The organism is Xylanibacter brevis P6B11 (assembly GCF_000621825.1).
GTDB lineage: Bacteria > Bacteroidota > Bacteroidia > Bacteroidales > Bacteroidaceae > Prevotella > Prevotella brevis.
The window spans coordinates 257424-279821 of record NZ_KK211352.1 but is presented as its reverse complement, the minus strand read 5'-3'; the positions used below and the strand labels follow the sequence as shown (position 1 = coordinate 279821).

Sequence of the window (22398 nt, the reverse complement as noted above, 5' to 3'; positions counted from 1 at the left end):
TGCAATACTTACGCTTTTGAGTCATTTCTAGAGTCTAGAAAGGTTATTTCTAGAGTCTAGAAACCTCATGTCTAGAGTTTAGAAACACTATTTCCAGAGTCTAGAAATGACCATTCTAGACTTTAGACTGAAAACAAAACTTTAAGTATCACGCTTCAAGAGTACCACTTTTGTGCTTCAAAAGGGCTGCTTTGCAAACCGTAAACTCAAAGAATTACAACGTGAAAGTTTTTTGTTAATTTTATTAAATAAAATTGTGTTATCAGTCTTTTTTACCTACCTTTGCTTTCGAATCGAGATAATACGCATGACACCTAACTAGAAATGATGAATAATTACGTCTATTGCTTGATATTACTATTGTTCGCTCTTCCACAAACCGCAAGTGCTGAATATTCCAAAGAAACTGAGGCTTGGCTCGATAAGCTCGATGCCAGTCTGGCTGACTTTGACCGCATACACCAGCATAAGCTGACACGCGTCAAGGAGCTGAAGAATGCACTGCCTGCATCAAGGCGCGAAGGAAGATATTACGAACAGTTGTACTCGATCTATTCAGAATACAAGGTGTTTAGCTATGACTCGGCTCATCACTATGCAGAGTTGAGTTTCGAGGAGGCTAAGCGCATGAACAACCCTGAAAAGATGCTAGAGGCCAAGCAGGCTATCATCTATACGCTGATCACTGCCGGTATTCTGACCGAGGCAGAGGACATGATGAAGACCATCGACAGGGCCGCCATTCCTGCCAACCAGTTGGAGTCATACTACGACCTGAACTGCAACCTGTGGCGCAACATGGCCGACTATATCCACGAGGAGCCTTACTACACGAAATACATCACCCGTTGTAATGCCTACAACGACTCTATCATTGCGCTTCACCCCGTGGGGACTATAGAGTGGTGGGCCTACACCGGCATGCTGCAGATGCGCACCGGCCAGTATGCCAAGGCCGAGAAGTCGCTGCAGCGCGTGCTGAGCATGTGCGAGGGCGACCTGCGCATGGAGGCGACCACGGCTGCCGAGCTGGCCTGGGCCTATGTGAACCTGAACGACGAGGACAAGGCCATACAGCTGTTTGCCCGTTCGGCCATAGCAGACAATGAGTCGGCCACGCGAGAGATTACGGCACTTTATCACCTGGCTCGCTATATATATAAAAGAGGTGACTACGAGCGTGCCAGCATCTATGTGCATCAGGCACTGGAGGAGGTGAACTTCTTCAACACGCGTCTGCGCAAGGTGGAGATCAACGACATCCTGCCCATCATCGAGCAAGACCGCTATGATGCGCTGAGCAGTCAGCGCAACTGGCTGATAGCAGCATCGGTGTTGTTCTTTGTGCTGCTGTTTATCATGGCTGCTGCCTATGTGTTTATTCGCAAGAGCAATGCGAAGCTGAAGGAGGCTCGCCAGACCATTGCCGAGAACCTGGAGCAGTTGCAAGTGGCCAACAGCCATCTGCAGGAGGACGATAAGATTAAGAATGCCTATATCGGTCGCACGTTCTACACCACTGCCGAGTTTATCAGCAAACTGGAGAAGCTGTTCCTGAGCATAGACCGCAAGCTGGTGACCAAGCAGTATGAAGACCTGCGCCTCATGGTGAAGCTATCGACGCTGAACAGCGAGCGCGACAACATGTTTGAGGCCTTCGACCACACGTTCCTGTCGTTGTTCCCCGATTTTGTGGTTCGCTATAACGAGCTGTTCAACGAGGAAGACCGTAAGGTGCCCGAGAAGGAAAACTCGCTGACCACCGAGATGCGCATCTATGCATTGGTGCGTCTGGGTGTCACTGACAGTGAAAGTATTGCCAAATTCCTGAACTTCTCTGTACACACCGTGAACACCTATAAGACACGAATCAGGAACCGTTCGCGCTACAAGAGTGAGCAATTTGAGGAGCTCATCATGCAAATTTGACCTGCTTTTTAGACAAATATACCTCATTTTTCGTTATATATCCGTTATACAAAACGGCAATAGTCAAAAATATAAGCATCTGGTTTCCAGGTGCTTATATTTTGTATTAATCAAATATCGGTTATACAATTCTTATTTTATATACATATACGCGGGAAAATGCCGAACTTTGCACAAACTAAGAACCAAAGTGTTTCACTAGATTATGAGAAAGATTTTCACCGCAATTCTGCTCTTGGTTGGTCTGCTACCCGCAATGGCTGCCGACAGCATGAACCCTCTGGCAAACGCCGACGCAATTGTTAATGCCGGCGAAGCACGTTTCACCGTGCTTACTCCCGAATTGATTCGTATTCAGTACAGTAGAAAACAGCAGTTTGAAGACCGCGCTACCTTTGCCGTGGTCAATCGTCGTCTGCCCGTGCCTCATTATAAAAAAGAGGTACGCGACGGCTATTTGTATATCACCACCGATGCGCTGACACTGCGCTACAAGATGGGTGGCAGGATTGACAACCGTCCCAACGACCAGGTGCTCACCATCCAGTTTAAGCTGAATGGCCGTCAGGTGACCTGGTATCCCGGCAAGGACGACAAGCTGAACCTGAAAGGCACCACACGTACGCTGGACGGACAGATTGGTGACAACAAGCGACAGGAGATGGAGAACGGCCTGCTCTCACGTGCTGGCTGGAGCATCATCGATGAGTCGCCCCGCACCAAGCGTGGCGATGGCTCTACCACCTTTGCCTTCGACAAGAGTCAGGACGGCATCGAGTGGGTGGCACAGCCCGTCGATAAGGAAGCAATCGACTGGTACTTCCTGGGCTACGGCCATCAGTACAAGAAGGCGCTGGGCGACTATATCAAGATTGCCGGTCGTCAGCCCATGCCTCCACTCTACGTGCTGGGCTACTGGTACAGCAAGTATCAGCGCTATACCAGCGAGGAGTTCATGGAAATCGTGAACGATGTGAAGAAGAATCAGATTCCGATGGATGTGATGATCTTCGATATGGACTGGCACACTCAGGGCTGGACAGGTTGGACTTGGGACCGCACCGCTATTCCCGATCCCGAAGGACTGATCAAGTTTATGCACGACAACGGCCTGAAGGTGTCGCTGAACCTGCACCCCGCCGACGGTGTTGACGACGACGAGGATATGTTTGCGCAGTTGCGCGACTCGATGGGCATGGATGCCGCTACGAAGGTGGTGCCATGGAACCTGAGCGATCCGAAGTTCTATCATCACATGTTCAATAGTATCATACGTGCACGCGAGAACCAGGGCGTTGACTTCTGGTGGCTCGACTGGCAGCAGAACCTGACCAGTAAGTATGTCGATGGACTGAGTGAGACCTTCTGGTGCAACCACGTGTTCTATAACGACATGCGCCTGAACCGTCCTAACCATCGTCCTTTGATTTTCCACCGCTGGGGTGGACTGGGCAGCCATCGCTATCCTATTGGCTTCTCGGGCGACTCGTTCACGACTTATGGCACACTGGCTTGGCAGCCCTATTTCACCGCAACAGCATCTAACGTTGGCTTCGGCTACTGGGGCCACGACCTGGGTGGACACCAGCAGACTGGTGGCAACGACCCCGAAATCTATCTGCGCTGGATGCAGTATGGCGTGTTTACCCCCGTGTTCCGTACACATGCTACCAACTGGGAAGGCATTGAGCGCCGCATCTGGAAGTATGAGAACTTCCCCTTGCTGCTCGAGACCGTGAAGCTGCGTTATGCATTGATGCCATACATCTACACTGCTGCCCGTCAGGCTTATGACACTGGCGTCAGCATGTGTCGTCCGCTCTACTATGATTCTCCCGAGGCAAACAATGCTTATCTCTTCGAAGATGAGTATATGTTTGGCGACGATATCCTGGTGGCTCCCGTTGTGACACCTGCCGGCAAGAATGGCAAGGCCGAGCGCCGCACCTGGTTGCCCGAAGGCAAGTGGTTTGACGTGTGCCGCAACAAGGTGGTTGACGGTAACCGCATCTTTGTTGACAGCTACACACAGCCCGAGATTCCTTATTTCTACCGCGCTGGTGCTGTGATTGTCAACAATCCTCCAATGATGAACCTCAACACCCGTCCTGACCGTCTAATTGTGAAGGTGGTGCCCGGCGCCGATGGCGAGAGCTCTCTCTACGAGGACGAGGGCGACACCGAGGGCTATAAGGAAGGTGCCTTCAGCTGGGTGAAGATGACTCATAAGGACAACAGCCTGACCATCCACCCCCGCAAGGGTTCATTCCCCGGCATGCCCGCTAAGCGCGCATATACCGTTGAGTTCCTGAGCACCGACTGTCCTGCAGCCGTCACCGTGAATGGCAAGAAGCAGGCCAGTGGCACCTGGAACTATGATGAGAACCGTCGTGTGGTAACTGTGTTTGTGCCCGCTACCGCTTGCGACAAGAAGATCAATGTAAACCTGGAAAAGTAAAGGAGGAACGCTAATATGAAGAAGTTTTTGATATATACAATAGGATGCTTGATGATGGGCCTGAGCACTGCTACAGCCCAGAAGTATCAGAATCTGTGGATTACGGGAAGTGCAGTGCCTGGCGGCGTGCAGAAACTCGTGAAGGGCGGCGACGGCAGTTTTAAGTATGCCGGCAAACTGACCGAGGGCGAGGTGCGCGTGATGACCACCAAGAAGGCAGGTAAGAACACCACTTACCTGTTGCCCCTGCTCGCCGATGCAAATATCGTGAATCTTGGCTTGTCATATCAGGAGACCACCGATGCCAGCAAAGCAGGCTGGCAGGTGGCCTTCGCAGAGGATCACTATCGTTTCACCGTGAACACCAAGGACATGAAGCTGCAGGGCGAGGTGTTCTATCCCTGGGGCGAGCTGTTCATTGCCGGCGGTGCTACCGATGCAGGATGGAAGTGCGATGGAAAGATGCTGCTGATGAAGCAGGATGTGAACAACCCCTACGTGTGGACATGGGAAGGCGAACTGAAGAGTCATCCTGGTATTGAGGAGCCTGAGAGCTTTAAGTTCCAGGGACAGGACCGCTGGTCGCCAAAGGGCATTCATCCCTATAAGGCCGATGCCGACATTCTGACTGACGGTCAGTTCCGCACAGGTGGTGACGATACGAAATGGAAGATTTCTAAGCCCGGACGCTATCGCATCAAGATTGACCTGTTCAACGAAACTGTCAAGGCAGAGTTGATTAAGTAGTCCTGATTTCAACCGCAAACAATATATTAAGTAATAATAATTATATTTCGAATAACTAAAAACAATGATTATGAAAAGAAGTTTACTCTTTGCACTCCTTTGTTGGGTTGCAAGCTCAGTAGCTTTTGCTCTTGAGCAAGTAGAGGGCGTTTATCAGATCGGTACAGCCCAGGATCTGGTAGCATTCTCAAACATGGTTGCCAGTGGCAATGGTTCTATCTCGGGTGCCTTGACAGCCGATATTGATATGACCGATGTGACATTCACGCCCATTGGCTCGACCAATAGTAAGTTTACAGGCGAATTCAACGGTCAGGAGCACAGCATCAAGAACCTGATTCTCGAATCGGAAGATCAAGAGTACGTAGGATTGTTTGGTGTGATTGGTGGTGGCGCTTATATCCACGATGTGGTCATTGCCAAGTCTTGTAGGATTAAGGGTAAGGCCTTTGTTGGAGGTATCGCCGGTGGTACCAATGGTGGTGGCACAGCCACCTTCGAACGTTGCGGTAACGAGGCCACCATTACTGCTATTGAGCAGAATGCAGCTGGTATTTGCGGTGTGAGCATGGGTTCACAGTGTGGTATCGTGATTCTGAACTGTTTCAACACTGCAGGCATTGTTGCAGATAGAGAGGCTGCTGCTTTCTGCGGATGGGTTGGCGATAACGGCAGCAGAATCGAGAACTGTTACCAGGCTGGTTACGTAATTGGTCAGGATGGTCAATATTCTCTGTGGCGCAACACCCGCGGTAAGGGCCTTAACAACTTTGATATAGCTGGTGCCCAGGGTACAAAGATCAGCGAAGATGAATATGATATGGAATGTGGCGCTGTCTGCTATCAGCTGAACGGTAGCCAGAGCGACGCTCCCATCTGGTTCCAGACCATCGATAAAGACCTGCATCCTTATCCATTTGCTTCTCGCGGTGTCGTTTATGCTGTTGGTGACCTGTACTGCGATGGTACACCAAAGGACGAGACTGACGTATCATTCTCTAACACCAACGAGTCAAACCGTGACCCTCACTCTTTCGACGATGGTGTCTGCGTTAACTGCGGTGCTGCTGACAAGAACTATAAGGAGCTCACAGAAGATGGTTTCTATCTGTTGGAGACTGCCAAGGATCTGAACTGGTTTGCTGCTCTTGTAAACAACGGTAATAAGAAGGTGAAGGCTCGTCTGACTGCCGACATCGACTTTACGGGATATACACAGGACGACGTGATGATTGGTGGTGACGCTTTCTCTGCCGAAGAGGAGGATCCCGTCCGCGCATTCAATGGCGTCTTTGATGGTGCTGGTCATACTATTACCATCGACTATGCTGCAAGTTACGACGGCGTTGCCCTGTTCAAGGTCGTTGAAAGCTCAACCATCAAGAACCTGATGGTTAAGGGATCTATCGAAACAAGCAATCGTTTTGCTGGTGGTCTGATGTTCGTTACACGTGGTAACTCTACGTTCGAGAACATCGTGGTTGATGTTGACATTAACGGTTCGTACGTGGGCGATGCTACCCATGGCGGTATCTGCGCTGTAGCTCACGAGACTCCTACTTTCAGCAACTGTGCCTTCATCGGTTCAATGGTAGCTGAGGGCTGTGAGGGAAGTGCTGCCATCATCGGTTATGCTCATGGTGAGGTGGAGACCATCATCAAGAACTGTTATGTAGCGCCTTCTGAACTGTTGCTGGCCAATGGTTCTACCGTGATTGCCCGCCACGTGAAGACTAAGAAGAACTGTTTCTACACAGACAACGTTATCTCTGTATCTGACAACTCTGTTGAGATCATCAGCGAAGACCTTCTGGCTACTGGTGAGCTCTGCTATCTGCTGAATGCTGCCGACGGCATCGACGCATGGCGCCAGGATCTGGGCACCGATAATTATCCCGTACCTTTCGCTGACCATAAGATGGTTTATGCTGCTGGTTCTGAGTCTTGCGATGGCACACTGAAACCCGATGTGACCTACACTAACACCGAGACTGGCGTGACACGCGATGAGCACAACTATGAAAATGACATCTGCACCGTTTGTGGTGCCCGCATCATTCGCAATGCTACGCAGCTGGAGGCTCTGGCCAACGCTATCAACAGTGGTGAGATCGACGGTAAGGTGATCGTTGACGTTGTTGAGGACATCGACATGTCTGAAATCGAGGACTTCACCGGTATTGGTACTCGCACCACCGAGCTCACTGGTGAGGTGGACGAGCAGCAGAACCCCATCACCCGCGACGTGAAGCGCCCCTTCTCTGGTATCTTCGACGGTCATGGTCATAAGATCTCTCACATGAGTATCGACGTGCAGACTGGCAACGCAGGTCTGTTTGGCCTGGCCAGCGGTGCTACCATTAAGAATATTATTGTCGATGAGAGCTGCGAAATCTGGTCAACAGGTTACTCTGCCGGTATCGTAGGTACAGCTTGTGGCAACGGTACACTGACCATCGAGAACTGTGGTAACGAGGCTACTGTCAATGTGGGCCCCGACGGTGCTAACGGTGCTGGTATTCTGGGTGTGAACGACCTCAGCGAGGCTTATGTACGCATCATCAACTGCTATAACACCGGTACTATCACTGGTCAGCGTGAGTGTGGCGCCATCTCTGGATGGTTGGGTGATGTTGCAGAGGTTGTGAACTGCTGGAACTCTGGTTTTGTTAATCCAGAAGCGATTGATGGCGAGCGCTCATTCGCTCGTTTCAATGGCAGCAATGTGAAGCTCGTAAACTGCTACGAGGTTGAGGGTACTCAGGTTAACCAGGTTACTCTGGACGATGTGGAGAGCGGTAAGCTCTGCTTCCTGCTGAACAAGGATGCTGAGGCTCCCATCTTCTTCCAGACTCTGGGCACCGATGCTTATCCTGTCTTCGACAATACACACGCTGTGGTTTACGAGACCGTAGATGGTGGTTACAGCAACGACGCATCGGCTTCTGGCATCGAGACTTCTGTAGTCTCTAAGAAGAGCGGCATCCAGGTGGTTTACTCTCTCTCTGGTGCTCGTCAGATGCAGCTGCAGCGCGGCATCAACATCGTACGTATGGCTGACGGCAGCGTGAAGAAGATCATGAAATAGTAATTATATAGTAAATAGTAAGTAATAATGAAGATGACTTTAAGAGTCAGTATGTTTCTTAGTAGTCTGGCCATCGCTTCCGTAGCGATGGCTCAGACTGCTTTTATGACCAATGACAAAGTGGCGGTGTTCTATCCTAATGGATATGATGCAAAACAGCACCTGCCTTCACCTATTTTCGAGCACGAGCCAGCGGCTATCAACACGCTTGCTGCCGACTGGAAAGTGCGCCCTGTCTTCACTACCTATGGAGGCAGAAACGTGGCAACCATCAACGTTGAAGACAGTGTCGATTTCTATGGCACTGGCGAGGTAACGGGCAGTCTGCGCCGTAACGGCTATACGGTGGGACTATGGAATATCGATACACCCGCCTATGGTGTGGACAACGGCACGCACCTCTACCAGAGTCATCCCTGGGTGATGGGCGTTCGTAAGGATGGTACAGCCTTCGGACTGATAGCAGACAATACCTGGAAACAACGCATCACCACACAGGACAAGCAGGTGATCTTCGAGAGTGAGGGTCCTGCTTTCCGTGTGGTTGTTATCGAACGCGAGAACCCTCAGGCACTGATGCAGGCCTTGGTTGACCTGACCGGCAAGATGGAGCTGCCACCCCTGTGGTCGCTCGGCTATCAGCAGTGTCGTTTCAGCTACCATCCTGACACCCGTGTGAAGGAGATAGCTGATTTGTTGCGTTCTAACCGCATCCCTTCGGATGTTATCTGGATGGATATCCACTACATGGACAACTACAAGATTTTCACCTTCCACCCCAAAGAGTTCTCTGATCCCAAGGGTCTGAACGACTATCTGCACAGCAAGAACCTGAAGGCTGTGTATATGATCGACCCAGGCGTGAAGGTAGAGAACGGCTATTTCGTGGACGACCAGGGAACAGCTGCCGACTACTGGGTGAAGGATAAGGACGGCAAGCCTTTCGTGGGCAACTGCTGGCCTGGCCCCTGCCACTTCCCCGACTTCACACGTCCTGAGGTGCGCACCTGGTGGGCTACGCTCTATAAGGACTATATGGCTACGGGTATCGATGGCGTGTGGAACGATATGAACGAGCCTTCTGTCTTCGGCGGTCCTGATGGTACCATGCCTGTTGACAATAAGCACCTGGGTGGTGATGGCGTACTGCCTGGTCCTCATGCTCGTTTCCACAATGTGTTCGGACTGAACATGGTGCGTGCCAGTCGTCAGGGTCTGCTCTATGCTAACCCCAACAAGCGCCCCTTCATCCTCTCGCGCTCTAACTTCCTGGGTGGTCATCGCTATGCTGCCACCTGGACGGGCGACAATCTCTCGTCTGTAGATCAGATGAAGCTCAGCATTCCTATGACGTTGACACTGGGATTGTCTGGCCAGCCTTTCAACGGTCCTGACATTGGCGGCTTCTGCGAGAACTCTACTGCTGAGCTGGTGGCTGACTGGACAGCCATGGGTGTTTACTTCCCCTTTGTGCGCAACCACACCATCGACAACAGTGTGGACCAGGAGCCTTGGGCTTTCACTCCCGAGGTGCTCAACGCTTGTCGTACCGCCATTGAGCGTCGCTACAAGTTGATGCCTTACATCTACACCGCCTTCCGTGAAGCCAGCGTAGATGGTATGCCTGTGATGCGCCCCTTGTTCATGGCCGATGCCAAGGACCTCTCGCTGCGCAGCGAAGACAAGGCCTTCCTCCTGGGTGGCGACCTGATGATCACACCTCGCTGGGCCGAGAATGTGGCACAGCCCAATGGTGGCTCTTGGCAGCCCTTCACGCTGGAACAGAACACCGACATCTATCAGTCGGAACTGCGTCAGCGTCCTGGTTCGGTGATTCCTATGGCCAACCTGGCACAGAGCACCACCGAGATGACTACCGACTCGCTCACCCTCTACGTTTGTCTGGATGCCGATGGCAAAGCCAAAGGCCAGCTCTACGAGGATGAAGGTGATGGCTTCTCATACCGCGAGGGCAACTACAGCCTCTCTACGATCGAAGCTTCGCTCAACAAGAAGCAGCTCTCTATTGTATTAAATAAGGTAGAGGGACAGATGGAGAAGCCCCAGCGCACACTGCGCATCGCCTATGTAAAGGGCGGCAAGGTGCAGTACTCTGCATGGCAGACGGGCAACCAGGCATCCATGAAGATCAAGAAGTGAAAAGATACTCAACCAATACAAACAACCTTACACAATACCTAACCTTTCCAATATGAAAACAATTTTAAAACAGCATAGACGCAGTCTCTTGTTAGCCATCGCTTCGGCATGGCTAACAAGCACTGCTGTTATGGCTATCGAACCTGTTGACGGTGTTTATCAGATAGGCACTGCTCAGGACTGGAACGAATTCTGTACGCTTCACAACACAGGTAGTGACCAGCGTCTGAACGCTGTCTTGACAGCCGATATTACCATTGAAGGCAACAATATGGTGGGTATCAACGGTGGTGGAAAGCCTTACCGTGGTACTTTCGATGGTCAGGGACACAAGCTCATTGTCAACTATAATCTGAACGAAGACCGTGTGGCTCCTTTCCGTCGTATTAATGGCGCTACCGTCAGAAACGTTGTTGTAGAAGGCTCTATCACCACCACCTCGAAATTGGCCTCCGGTCTTATCGGCGGTCTGTGGCAGAGCGGTTCGCTGATTCAGAACTGCGTGAGCTATGTCACCATCAACGACTCAGGTAGTGGCGACGCCACCCATGCCGGCATCTGTGGTAGCTATGAGGATGTGAACGGCACCAACATCATTGAGAACTGTGCCTTCCTGGGCACCATCAACGCCCCCAACCGTAATGGCTGCGGTGGTCTGGTGGGATGGATCAATGGTGGTAACGTGGTGCGCAACTGTCTGGTTGCCGCTACGCTCAATGTGGCTAAGAACGATAACAACGAAGTGTTGTTCCGCAACAATGGTGTGGCAGAGAACTGCTATCTCGTGGGCACTTATGAAGGTATGAAGAACGAGAAAGGCGGCATCGCTGCTACCGTGGAACAGGCTAAGAGCGGTCAGCTCTGCTTCCTGCTCAATGGTAACACCAGCGATAACCCCGCCTGGTTCCAAACCATCGGTACCGATAATGTTCCTTCGCCACAAGGCAAGGGCATCGTCTATGCCAACGGTCTTCTGAAGTGCGACGGCACACCTAAGGGTGAGGTGACTTTTAGCAACTCTTCCGAAGGTACCGTGCGCGACGAGCACCAGTGGGACGGCACAGGCTTCTGCTCTGCGTGTCACACCCTTCAGCCCGACTATCTGCAGGCTGATGGTCAGGGCTTTTACTCTTTGGCTTCGGCCCAGGATCTGCACTGGTTTGCTGCCTTGGTCAACAGCAGTGAGAACCGTGCCATCAACGCACGTCTCACTTCTAACATCGACTTCAGCAACTATCAAGACATGATTGGCGATGGCGACAATGAGAATGCCTATCAGGGTGAGTTCGACGGTCAGGGCTATCGTGTCACGGTGAAATACCAGGTCAACCAGAAGAATGTGGCGCTCTTCCGCTATCTGAGGAATGCCTATATCCATCACCTCATCACCGATGGTTCTATCCAGAACGAAAACAACTCCTGCTCGGGAGGTATCTTTGCCGGTTCGCGTGGCACATCGAAGATTGAATGCTGTGCCAGCTTCGTCAACTTCCAGCGCAACAGTGGCGACGACGCTACCGTAGGTGGTATCGGTGCCTACATGCACGATCAGGGACAGATGGTCAACTGTGGTTTCTTTGGTTCTATCCAGACGCCTAATGCCACGGGCAATGGCGGTCTGCTGGGCTATGCCAATGGTGGCCAGGAGGTCAGCTTCAGCCACTGTCTGGTGGCTGCTACGTCGCTGACAACCAGTGGCAACTCCATGGCTGTGGTGCGCAACTGCTCTAACCTGACGGCAGTCTATGTCCTCAATAATGGTCAGTTTGGCGAACAGGGAGAGAAAATCTCTGCCGACATCACCGCCACGGGTCAGCTGGCCTACCTGCTCAACGATAATACGACTGCTGGCACCTGGTTGCAGCGCATCGGCACCGACGCACTGCCCGTGCCTTGCGGTGTAGAGAATGGACTGGTCTATCCTTCGGGCACCTTCACCTGTGATGGTCAGCCGGTGGGCGAAACCAGTTTTACGAATGACAAGGATGCGCAGATCGTCTATCAGCCCCACCAGTGGGAGATGGGTGTCTGCACCGTTTGCGGCATTGCTGACATGGACTATAAGCAGCCCGTGGACGATATCTACGAGCTTGGCAGTGCAGCCGACGTGGTATGGTATGCTGCCTATGCTAAGAATGACGAGGTGAAGAATGCACGCCTGACGGCCGATGTGGACTTCAAGGACATCGCTTTTGCAGGTATCGGCACATCAGCCAAGCCCTTTGCTGCTACATTCGATGGTCAGGGTCACATCATCAGCAACCTGACCATGACACAGACTGAGAACGATGAGCCCGTGGGCTTCTTCGGTGTGGCAGGCGAAGGTGCACAGATTCGTAACTTCACGATTGACAACAGCTGTAGCTTTGCTGGTCGTCATGAGGTGGGCGCATTTATCGGCTCGACTCCTGTCGTGGCTGCTGGCAAGCTGACCTTAGAGCAGCTAGGCAACGAGGCCACTGTCACCGCACAGAGTTTCTATGCCGGTGGCATCCTGGGCAGCAACAGCAGTAGCACCCTGAAGGTGGTGATGACCAACTGCTATAACGCGGGCACCATCAGTGCTGACATCGAGGCTGGCGGTCTGAGTGGATGGCTGGGCGATGAGGCCGAGCTCACCAACTGCTATAATATGGGTACTGTGGCTGGTGTCGGTTCAGAATCGTTTGCTCGTGGCAACAATATCAACGTTACGAACTGTTTCGACCCTGTCACAAACTGGGCTTCTATGCCAAAGAGTGCTGTTGAAGACTTTACCAACGATGTGGTGTTCAATGCACTGTATCAGGCAGCTCCAGGCATCTGGTTCCTCAGCAGTGAGGAAAAGGGACATCCTGTGCTCTACAATACAGGCATCGTCTCTGCAATCAAAGAAATCTCGAGTCCCCGTACCAATGCAGCGACAGACCGTATTTATAATATGAACGGTCAGCGCATAGGCAAGCCGACTCGCGGCCTTTATATCAAGGATGGGAAAAAATATCTGAGGTGAGTGCATCACCTCAGATATCCCCACCTTAAAAACTAAACAAAAGCACTAACCAATATAATTAATTACTAATGAATATGAAACGAAACCTAAAATCAATTATATTATCTCTCCTATGCCTTGGCTTGGGACATACAGTGTGGGCAGAAGATCACTTCCTGGTGGGAGGTGCCACCGCAAGCGGATGGAACGCAGGCGAATACGCTCGCACGCCTGTGGCAATGGTAAATGTGAGTGAAAACTTATGGACTTGGGCAGGTAAACTCACCGTGGGTGACGGAGATGCAGGACGTTTTAAGATTCCCAACTCAGCAGATGGATGGGAGGGTTATTGGGCACCTGCTCAGGGCACTGTGCTCACGTCTGAGTGGTCTGACCTATCGACGACTAGCACGGATGACAAAAAATTCTGTGTAGCCGAGGAAGGATACTACAGAATCTATATTGATACCAAAAACAAGAAGATTAAGGCCGAGAAACTGACAGAGCCAACAAAGGATGGTGATTATTACCAGATAGCCACTGTCGATGACTACTATTGGTTTGCGGGTAAGGTTACCTCTGAAGAAAGCTCTAAAGCAAAGGCTCGTCTGACTGCAGATCTCGATTTCTCAGAGAAAGGCTTCTTCCCCTTAGCATGTGATAAATTTAAGTTTAAGGGCGAGTTTGACGGTGCTGGTCATACCATCAGTCATGCTGTGATTATCGGCAGTAATAATAATGTAGCTTTCATCCGCTATGCCACTGGTGGCACCAATATCCACGACCTGATTATCGAGGGTTCGTTCACCGGAAACGCGAAAGTCGGTGGTATTGTTGGTTTTGCACGTGATGGCGGCACTGTCACTTTGAAAAACGTCATCAACAAGGCAACCGTGCAGTCAACGGGCTCTACCGATGCCAACGCAGCTGCTTTTGTAGGTTGTGCTATTGATAATACAGTCATCACGGCGCTTAACTGTGCTAATATGGGTGCCGTGAGTGGACAAAACGGCCAGTGCGCAGCTTTTGCTGGTTGGACAGCTACAGGTACCACATTTACTAACTGTTGGAACAGTGGTGACATCAGTGGTATTGATGGCACATCTCAGCTCTATCGCAATAGTGGTGCTGTCACCGCAACAAACTGTTACGACCTGACAACAAAAGGTAGTCAGGGCACTAAACTTGATGCCTCTTTGCTCAATACCGCTGATTTCTGCTATAAACTGAATGGTTCTGTTGGCGGTGCAACAAATTGGTATCTGACGATTGGTACAGATGCCCATCCTTATCCTTTTGCGGGTGCGGCTAATCACGGCATCATCTATGCAAATGGCTCTCTGTATTGTGATGGTGATCCCAAACCAGGTACGGTTCTTGAGAACGAGGAGAAGGCATCTGTTCGTGATAGCCACAATTTTGTAGATGGCTTCTGTGTGAACGCTCATGACGCGAAACTCTGCGACGAGATGCAGGCCGACTATATGTCGCCAGATGGTGAAGGTAACTATCTGATTGGCACCAAGCAGCAACTGAAGTGGTTTGCCCACAAGGTGAATGGTCATAAATCGGTTGAAGCCTCTTATAATATCAATGGTAAACTGACCGCAGATATTGATTTCAGCGACCAGACGGTCATGATTGGTGGCGATGGTAATGCCGCGGCTTACCGTGGTACGTTCGACGGACAGGGACATAAGGTGACGCTGGGCTACAACACGAGTCAGAAGAACGTGGCCCTCTTCCGTACTATAGCTATTGCTCACATCAAGAACTTGATAACTGATGGTACTATCCAAAACGAAAATAACTCTTGTGCCGGCGGTATCTTCGCTGGTTCGCACGGTGCTTCTGTCGTGGAGAACTGCGTGAGCTATGTCACACTGAGCCGTACGAATGATGGTGATGCAACCTTTGGTGGTATCGGTGCTTACATGCACGATAATGGTACGATCCAGAACTGCGGTTTCTATGGTTCTATCAATACTCCTAGTGCTACGGGCAACGGTGGTCTGCTGGGTTATGCCAATGGTGGCGGTAATATTGCTATCAAGAACTGCGTGGTCAATGCCACAGAATTCGTTTACGGTGGAAACTCTGTTTCTGTGGCACGCAATACTGGAAACGTGACGAATACCTATGTGGTGAATGCTGGTAGTGCAACCCAGAACGAGGCTCTTCATGCAACAGCTGCTCAGGTGGAAAGTGGCGAATTGGCTTATAAGTTGAATGGCGACCAGAGCGACATCAATTGGTATCAGTTGATTGGTACCGATGCTGCTCCTCTGCCTATCGAGAAGGTCGGCGCCACCGTCTATGCACGTGGTTCGCAGAAATGCGATGGCACACCGAAGCCAGACTTTACTTATGTCAACGAACAGAGCGAGCCTTTGCGTGATGCTCATGACTTTGGTGCAGGCTTGGCCTTCTGCTCGTCTTGCGATAAGGAATATAATCCCAGCTATGCTATCGACAAGGATGGCGAGGTGTTCCTTGTTGACGATGCTACCGAACTGAAGTGGTTCGCTGCAATGGTTAATGCCGAAGGTGGCAATAAGGATGCCCGCCTGACTGCTGATATTGATTTCGACGGCGTGGCATATTATCCTGGTATTGGATCTAGTGAGAGGAATTTTACGGGTACTATCGATGGTCAGCGTCACATCATTACCAATATGAAGATGGATTGGTCACGTGAAGGCGTTGGCTTGGTAAACCGTGCAGCCAATGGTGCATGTGTGAAGAACGTTACCATCGCTTCTAATTGTAGTTTCAAAGGCTCTAAAGCCGTTGCAGCACTGATTGGAGGTACTTATGGTGCTGGTGATATTTATATCGAGAACTGTGGTAACGAGGCTCCTGTTCAGTCAACTGGTCAGAATGCCGGTGGTATCATTGGCTGTCGTTTTAACGACAATATCTGTCATTTGACAAATGTCTACAATGTGGGTGAGATAACTGGTGAAACAGCAGGTGAGAGCGGTAGCTTCTCTGGTTGGATGAGTAATGCCGTTTTGAAGAATTGTTATAGCATTGCTAGCTATCCCACTTCTGAGGATACTCATGGTTTCCAACAGGGTAATCAGTTCTCACGTGGTAATGGTATCAATCTGACTAACTGCTATGACTATGGTACAGGTCTTTGGGGACAGAATGAAAGTACGTGGGGTGATGCATTTGCGGATGGACGTAAGATTACCGATCCTGATGATGAAACACAAATGGGTGCTATGTTCGCAGGTCTATATGATGCTGAGGGCGGAGATGTTTGGCGCATGGAATATGAGGGCTGGGCTCACCCTGTTCTCTATGACCCTGCCAAGAAAGTGCTGAGCGAGAATGTGCCTAACCGTTTCTCAAGTGAGAATGGTGTTGGCCTGACATTGAAGCGTACCACTGTTGCTGACACATGGAACACCATCTGCTTGCCATTTGCACTGAATGCTACACAGATTGCATCGCTCTTTGGCGCCGATGCTAAGGTGGCTGAACTGACTGGTGCTACTGGCGAGACGCTGAATTTCACTACTGTTACCTCAACTGAGGCTGGTAAGGCTTATCTGGTTATGCCTTCTGAGGCTATGAGTGAAAAGGAACTGACTGTTGATCTTGATGCTACTGCTCCTGCTGCAACGACAGAGGGTGGCTATGTTTTCACTGGAATCTACGAACCAACAGCTGTTGTGGCTAACGATCTGTTTGTAGCTGCGGGCAATAAACTGACACCAAGTGATGGTACTGGTAAACTGAAGGCCTTCCGCGCTTATTTCCACAACACGGGTAGTGGTGCTCGCCTAACGAACTTCGTCATCGACGAAGAGACGACAGGCATTGCTTCTATTGAGGACGGACTGATGAAGGTTCAGGATGCTGTCTATGATATGCAGGGTCGCAAGGTTTCTCAGTTGAAGAAAGGACTCTATATTGTAAACGGAAAGAAACAGGTTGTTAGATAATAAATAAGGTGTATGACTATGAAGAAAATGATATATGTATCCCCAACAGTAACAGTGGTGGAAATACAGATGCAACAGCTAATGGCTGTTTCTGGTAAGGTTGATGGCAAGCCAGGACTTATCCCAGATCCTACTCCCTCGGATCCTTCCGTTGGTCTGTCCCGTCGCCACAATGATATCTGGGCTGATGAAGAAAACGAACTTGATGAATAATATATTTTTGTGATCAATAACTTTTTATTAACTAAAACGTTTAATTTATGAAGAAGAACCTAAGATTTGTGCTTGCTTTGGCCATTGGATGGCTGACAAGCGTAGGTGCTATGGCTATTGAGCCAGTGGACGGCGTCTATCAGATTGGTTCGGCACAAGATTGGGCAGAGTTCTGTACCCTGCACAATGAGGGCACCAACCAGCGTCTGAATGCTGTTCTTACTGCCGATGTGACGGTAGATGGTAATGCCATGGTAGGTATTAATGGAGGTGGAAAGCCTTATCGCGGATCCTTCGACGGACAGGGACATAAGCTGATTGTCAGCTATAACCTGGACGAAGAGCGTGTAGCTCCTTTCCGTCGTATCAACGGTGCTACAATCAAGAACCTGATTGTTGAGGGTAGTATCACCACTAAGTCAAAGCTGGCTTCCGGCCTTGTTGGTGGCTTGTGGCAGAGTGGCACAAAAATACAAAATTGTGCCAGCTATGTGACCATCAACGATGAAGAGGGCGGTGACGCCACTCATGGTGGTCTTTGTGGTAGCTTCGAGGATGTGAATGGTGCCAACGTCATTGAGAACTGTGCTTTCTTTGGTGCTATCAATGCACCTAACCGTGAAGGTTGTGGCGGTCTTGTTGGCTGGACCAATCAGAGCAACAACACTAACATCATTCGCAACTGTCTGGTTGCAGCAACACTCAATGTGAAGAAGGAATCAAACAATGATATTATCTGCCGTAACAATGCGATTGTTATCAACTGCTATTATCTGGGCAGCATAGATGGCCTGAAGAATGACAAGGGAGCTGTTGCAGCTACTGATGCTCAGGCTCAGAGTGGTGAGCTCTGCTATCTGCTGAATGAAAAGCAGAGCGAGACGCCTGCATGGTTCCAGAAGATTGGTACTGATGCAAAGCCTACTGCAGTTGGAACAGACATCGTTTATGCTAATGGTGAGCTGAAGTGTGATGGTATCACTCCAAAGGAGGGTAGCTCACTGTCTTTCTCAAATACTGCAAACTCTACAGTAGATGAGCATAGCTTTGTGGATGGCATCTGCACTGTTTGTAGTGCACTGCAAGAGATTGAGGGTTTCTATCAGATCGGTTGTGCAGCAGCCCTGAATCGTTATTCAGAGATTGTACGTACCACCAACGGTGGTGCCAAGGCTGTGCTGACTAAAGATATTGATATGACCGACCAGGTTTGGACACCTATCGGACAGGATGGACATGACTTCCAGGGCCATTTCAACGGTCAGGGACATCGTATCAAGAATCTTAAGACCGACGCCAACAATAACAATCAGGCTCTCTTCGGCCAGGCTATTGGTGGCACCATCATCGAAAATGTGATTATCGATGCTTCTTGTGTCATCAAGGGTGGTTCGCGTACTGCCGGTATCCTTTCTCAGGTATGGGGCGACAATGTGATTATCCGCAATTGCGGTAATGAGGCTAATATCGAAGGCTCTCAGGAGAACTGCGCAGGTATCGTGGGTTGCTCACAGGGCAAGGTTATTCACATCTCTAACTGCTACAACACAGGTTCTATCACAGGTAATCGTGAGAATGCAGGTATCTGTGCATGGATGGGTAGTGATAACTCTACTATCAGCAATTGCTACAGTACTGCTACTAATGTTAATGGCGAGGCTCTCTGGCGTAAAGGCGAGGTAAAGGGCGAGAACATGTTCCAGATTGAAGGTAAGCAGGGAACTGCTTTCACTGCTGCAGACCTTGCTTCCGGTAAGCTGGCTTATATGCTGAATGGCAATAAGAGCACAGATGTTGTCTGGTATCAGGTTATTGGAACCGATGCTAACCCTGTGCCTTGTGCAAAGGAGGGTGGCGTGGTTTATGCCAACGGTGAACTTGACTGTGCTGGAAATGCGAAGGCTGGTTCGGAAGAGACCTATTCTAATACCGAGGGCGCTACCCGCGACGAGCATCAGTTTGCTGATGGTTTCTGCACTGCTTGTGGTGCTTTCGATGCTAACTATATTGCAGAGACCGACGGTGCTTACAACCTGGCTTCTGCTAAGGATGTGAAGTGGTTTGCTGCTTTGGTTAACAGTGGCAGTGGCAATGCCAATGCTCGTCTGACTGCTGATGTTGACTTCGCTGATGTTACTTTTACAGGTATTGGTAATGGTTCAAATCACTTTACCGGTACTTTCGATGGTCAGGGTCATATCGTGAAGAACATGGTTATCGACCAGCCAGAGGAAAGCAATATTGGTTTCTTCAACGAGATCGACAATGGTGCTGTGATCAAGAACTTCACTATCGATGCTTCTTGCTCTGTCAAGGGTAAGGCCTTCACAGGTGCGTTTGTTGGTCATGTAAGTGGTAACGGTACTGCTCTGCTGGAGTGCTTGGGTAATGAAGGTACCGTAGAGACTGTCAATCAGAATGCTGGCGCACTCGTAGGTTGCAACACCTCTGGCGAGCTGAAGATCACCGCGAAGAACTGCTACAATGCCGGTGCTATCAAGTCTGGCAACGAGGCCGGCGGTCTCTCTGGCTGGTTTGGCAACGATGCAATCACTGTGAACTGCTATAACATGGGTACTGTAACCAATGGTGAGTCTTATGCTCGTGGTAACAACATCCAGCTTACCAACTGCTTCGATCCTGTGGTCAACTGGCCTGCTATCACGCATGTCAACATGGAAGACTTCACCAATGGCGTTGTCTATGCTAAGTTGTCGGAGGCTGCTCCTACGGTTTGGTATCTCAGTGCTGCCGAGGGTGGACACCCCGTGCTCTACAAGACACAATGGGGCGGTCCTGCCAATGCAGCTATTGCTAATGCTGAGGCTTTCGAGGGTCACACCACAAATGCACTGAAGCAGGCACTCGCCGATGCCATCAATGCCGCCAAACTGGCTGTGGCTTCTGGCGACGACGATGCGATCGCTGCTAAGCTCGGCGATATGAACACTGCACTGGCTGCTGCCAAGGCTCTCGACATCACCGTGCTGGAACAGACGATGGCCCTGGCCGAGGAGGGTGTTGACCTGACCGATGCCAACGACTTCATCGCGAATGGTACTACGGCCGACGAGCTCAACAATGTGCTCTATCGCTTGCGCACCGCTCGCAAGATCAATGCACTGACCACAATAGACATCTACCAGGGCAGTGCTCCTAAGGCTGGCAAGGTGTATATCTATAATGTAGGCACAGGCCTATTCCTGGGCACCGGTTCTAACTGGAACACCCATGCTGCTGTTGACCAGGTAGGTATCGAGATTGAACTCGTTGACCTGGACAAACCTGAGACCAACAACTTCAAGTTCAAGACTGGTCGCGGTGACGGTTGGATGGCATACAATGGCTATGTTGATACCCGCGCTCAAGACATCTGGCACTTCCTGCCCGTAGATGGCAAGGAGGGCGTTTACAACATCAGTTCTACCGGCAACGACGGCTTCCTGCTGGGTTACGATCCCAACGCAGCTGTTGACGGTATCTTGTACTGGAACAACATCGCCATCGACCGCACCGGTCTGGATAACCCCATGAACCAGTGGAAGGTGATCACTGCCGAGGAGCGTGCTGCGCTGCTCAAGGCTGCCAGCGAGGAGAACCCCGTGGATGTGTCTTACCTCATCAAGAATGCCAGCCTGAACCGTCAGGATGGTTATGACGACTGGACCAAGGCATACGACGGTGGCAATGGTGGCGCTCGTGTGTCTAGCCAGACCTACAATAACAATGGCGACTGTGCTGCCGACTATGCTTGGGAGTACTACAATCCCAACACCTTCTCGTTCACTCAGAACCTGACGGGCCTGAAGGCTGGTAATTACATGGTCATGGTGCAGGGCTTCTTCCGTAATGGCGATGGTAAGGCTCAGGCCGACGCCGTTAATAACGAAGAGACACTGGTTCAGTTGCCTTACCTCGTGGCTAACCAGCAGCAGGCTCTGCTGCCTAATATCGCTGATGAGGCTGGTCTTGTGCCTGGCATCGCCGACATGATGAGCACTGCCAAGGGCGACTTCCCCAATATGCCTGCTTCGGCACTTGAGTTCTTCGAGCATGGCGCTTACTGGACTGTTGTTGAAGTTGAGGTGGGCACCGACGGTCTGCTGACCATCGGCGTGAAGAAGGACGAGAAGCAGCTGGATGGCGACTGGACCGTCTTCGACAACTTCCGTCTGATCTACCTGGGCAATCCTGCCCTTGAGGCTGCAAAGAGCGACCTGGCTACACTGATTCTGACAGCTAAGGGTCTGGACACCATCGGTAAGACCGAAGAGAGTGTTTCTGCTCTGAACACTGCTATCGGCAATGCAGAGACAGCGCTGGCTGCAGAGGATGCTACCGTTGAAAGTCTGACCACAGCTAAGACCAACCTGCAGACTGCCATCAACAACCTGGCAGATATCGTGAACGGCATCAACGCCATCGAGTCTGCAGCCCAGGCTGGCAAGGCATTCAACATGCAGGGTCAGCAGGTGAAGAAGGCCCAGAAGGGCGTTTACATCATCAACAATAAGAAGGTGGTGGTGAAGTAAACCGCACGTAAATGGACAAGACGCGCCCTGCGTCTTGACACCCGATACTAACGAAGCCCGTATGTCTTGATGGCATACGGGCTTTTTTGTGTAGCAGTCTGATTTCTTTGCCCAACTAATAGCGGTACTTTTGTGTCCTAATAGGGCCACTCTGATAGTTGTCGACTTAAGTCAACAGGTCTCACGACTTAAGTCAACAGGTCTCACGACTTAAGTCGAAAGGTCTCACGACTTAAGTCGAAAGCTGCGAAAGTGCCACTTTTGGCAGGCGAAAGTGGCGCTATTAGTTGGGAAAAGGCGCCGGAATTTATGATATTTTGACCAAAAATCAAATCAATAATGGC

At 50.6% G+C, this 22398-nt stretch carries 9 protein-coding genes; all 9 read left to right on the top strand.

What is annotated here, in order from left to right; all coding sequences use genetic code 11:
• Positions 1-324 precede the first annotated feature (324 nt).
• The 9 genes from T496_RS0110805 to T496_RS0110765 all read left to right on the top strand — a co-directional run bounded on the left by T496_RS0110805 (position 325) and on the right by T496_RS0110765 (position 22054).
• Positions 325-1929, top strand: coding sequence for a DUF6377 domain-containing protein (locus tag T496_RS0110805; RefSeq protein WP_155808874.1), 1605 nt, complete (start codon positions 325-327; stop codon positions 1927-1929).
• Positions 1930-2134: 205 nt separating this feature from the next.
• Positions 2135-4387, top strand: coding sequence for a glycoside hydrolase family 31 protein (locus T496_RS0110800; RefSeq protein WP_027450768.1), 2253 nt, complete (start codon positions 2135-2137; stop codon positions 4385-4387).
• A 15-nt stretch (positions 4388-4402) separates the two neighbouring features.
• Complete coding sequence (locus tag T496_RS0110795; protein WP_081783630.1) at positions 4403-5134, top strand: SusF/SusE family outer membrane protein; 732 nt, start codon at positions 4403-4405, stop codon at positions 5132-5134.
• Between the two features lie 70 nt (positions 5135-5204).
• Positions 5205-8222 (top strand): hypothetical protein, encoded by a 3018-nt coding sequence (locus T496_RS0110790; protein WP_155808873.1) that lies wholly within the window; start codon positions 5205-5207, stop codon positions 8220-8222.
• A gap of 51 nt (positions 8223-8273) precedes the next feature.
• The gene (locus tag T496_RS0110785; RefSeq protein WP_231478043.1) at positions 8274-10382 is read left to right on the top strand and encodes a TIM-barrel domain-containing protein; all 2109 of its coding nucleotides are present in this window, start codon (positions 8274-8276) and stop codon (positions 10380-10382) included.
• 52 nt (positions 10383-10434) lie between these two features.
• Positions 10435-13374: a hypothetical protein gene (locus T496_RS0110780; protein ID WP_155808872.1), complete on the top strand. Its 2940-nt coding sequence runs from the start codon at positions 10435-10437 to the stop codon at positions 13372-13374.
• Positions 13375-13448: 74 nt separating this feature from the next.
• Positions 13449-17309, top strand: coding sequence for a SusF/SusE family outer membrane protein (locus tag T496_RS0110775; protein WP_197018955.1), 3861 nt, complete (start codon positions 13449-13451; stop codon positions 17307-17309).
• Between the two features lie 18 nt (positions 17310-17327).
• Complete coding sequence (locus T496_RS15015; RefSeq protein WP_155808216.1) at positions 17328-17522, top strand: hypothetical protein; 195 nt, start codon at positions 17328-17330, stop codon at positions 17520-17522.
• 47 nt (positions 17523-17569) lie between these two features.
• Positions 17570-22054, top strand: a complete 4485-nt coding sequence (locus tag T496_RS0110765) for an FIVAR domain-containing protein (protein ID WP_027450761.1) — start codon at positions 17570-17572, stop codon at positions 22052-22054.
• Positions 22055-22398: the final 344 nt, after the last annotated feature.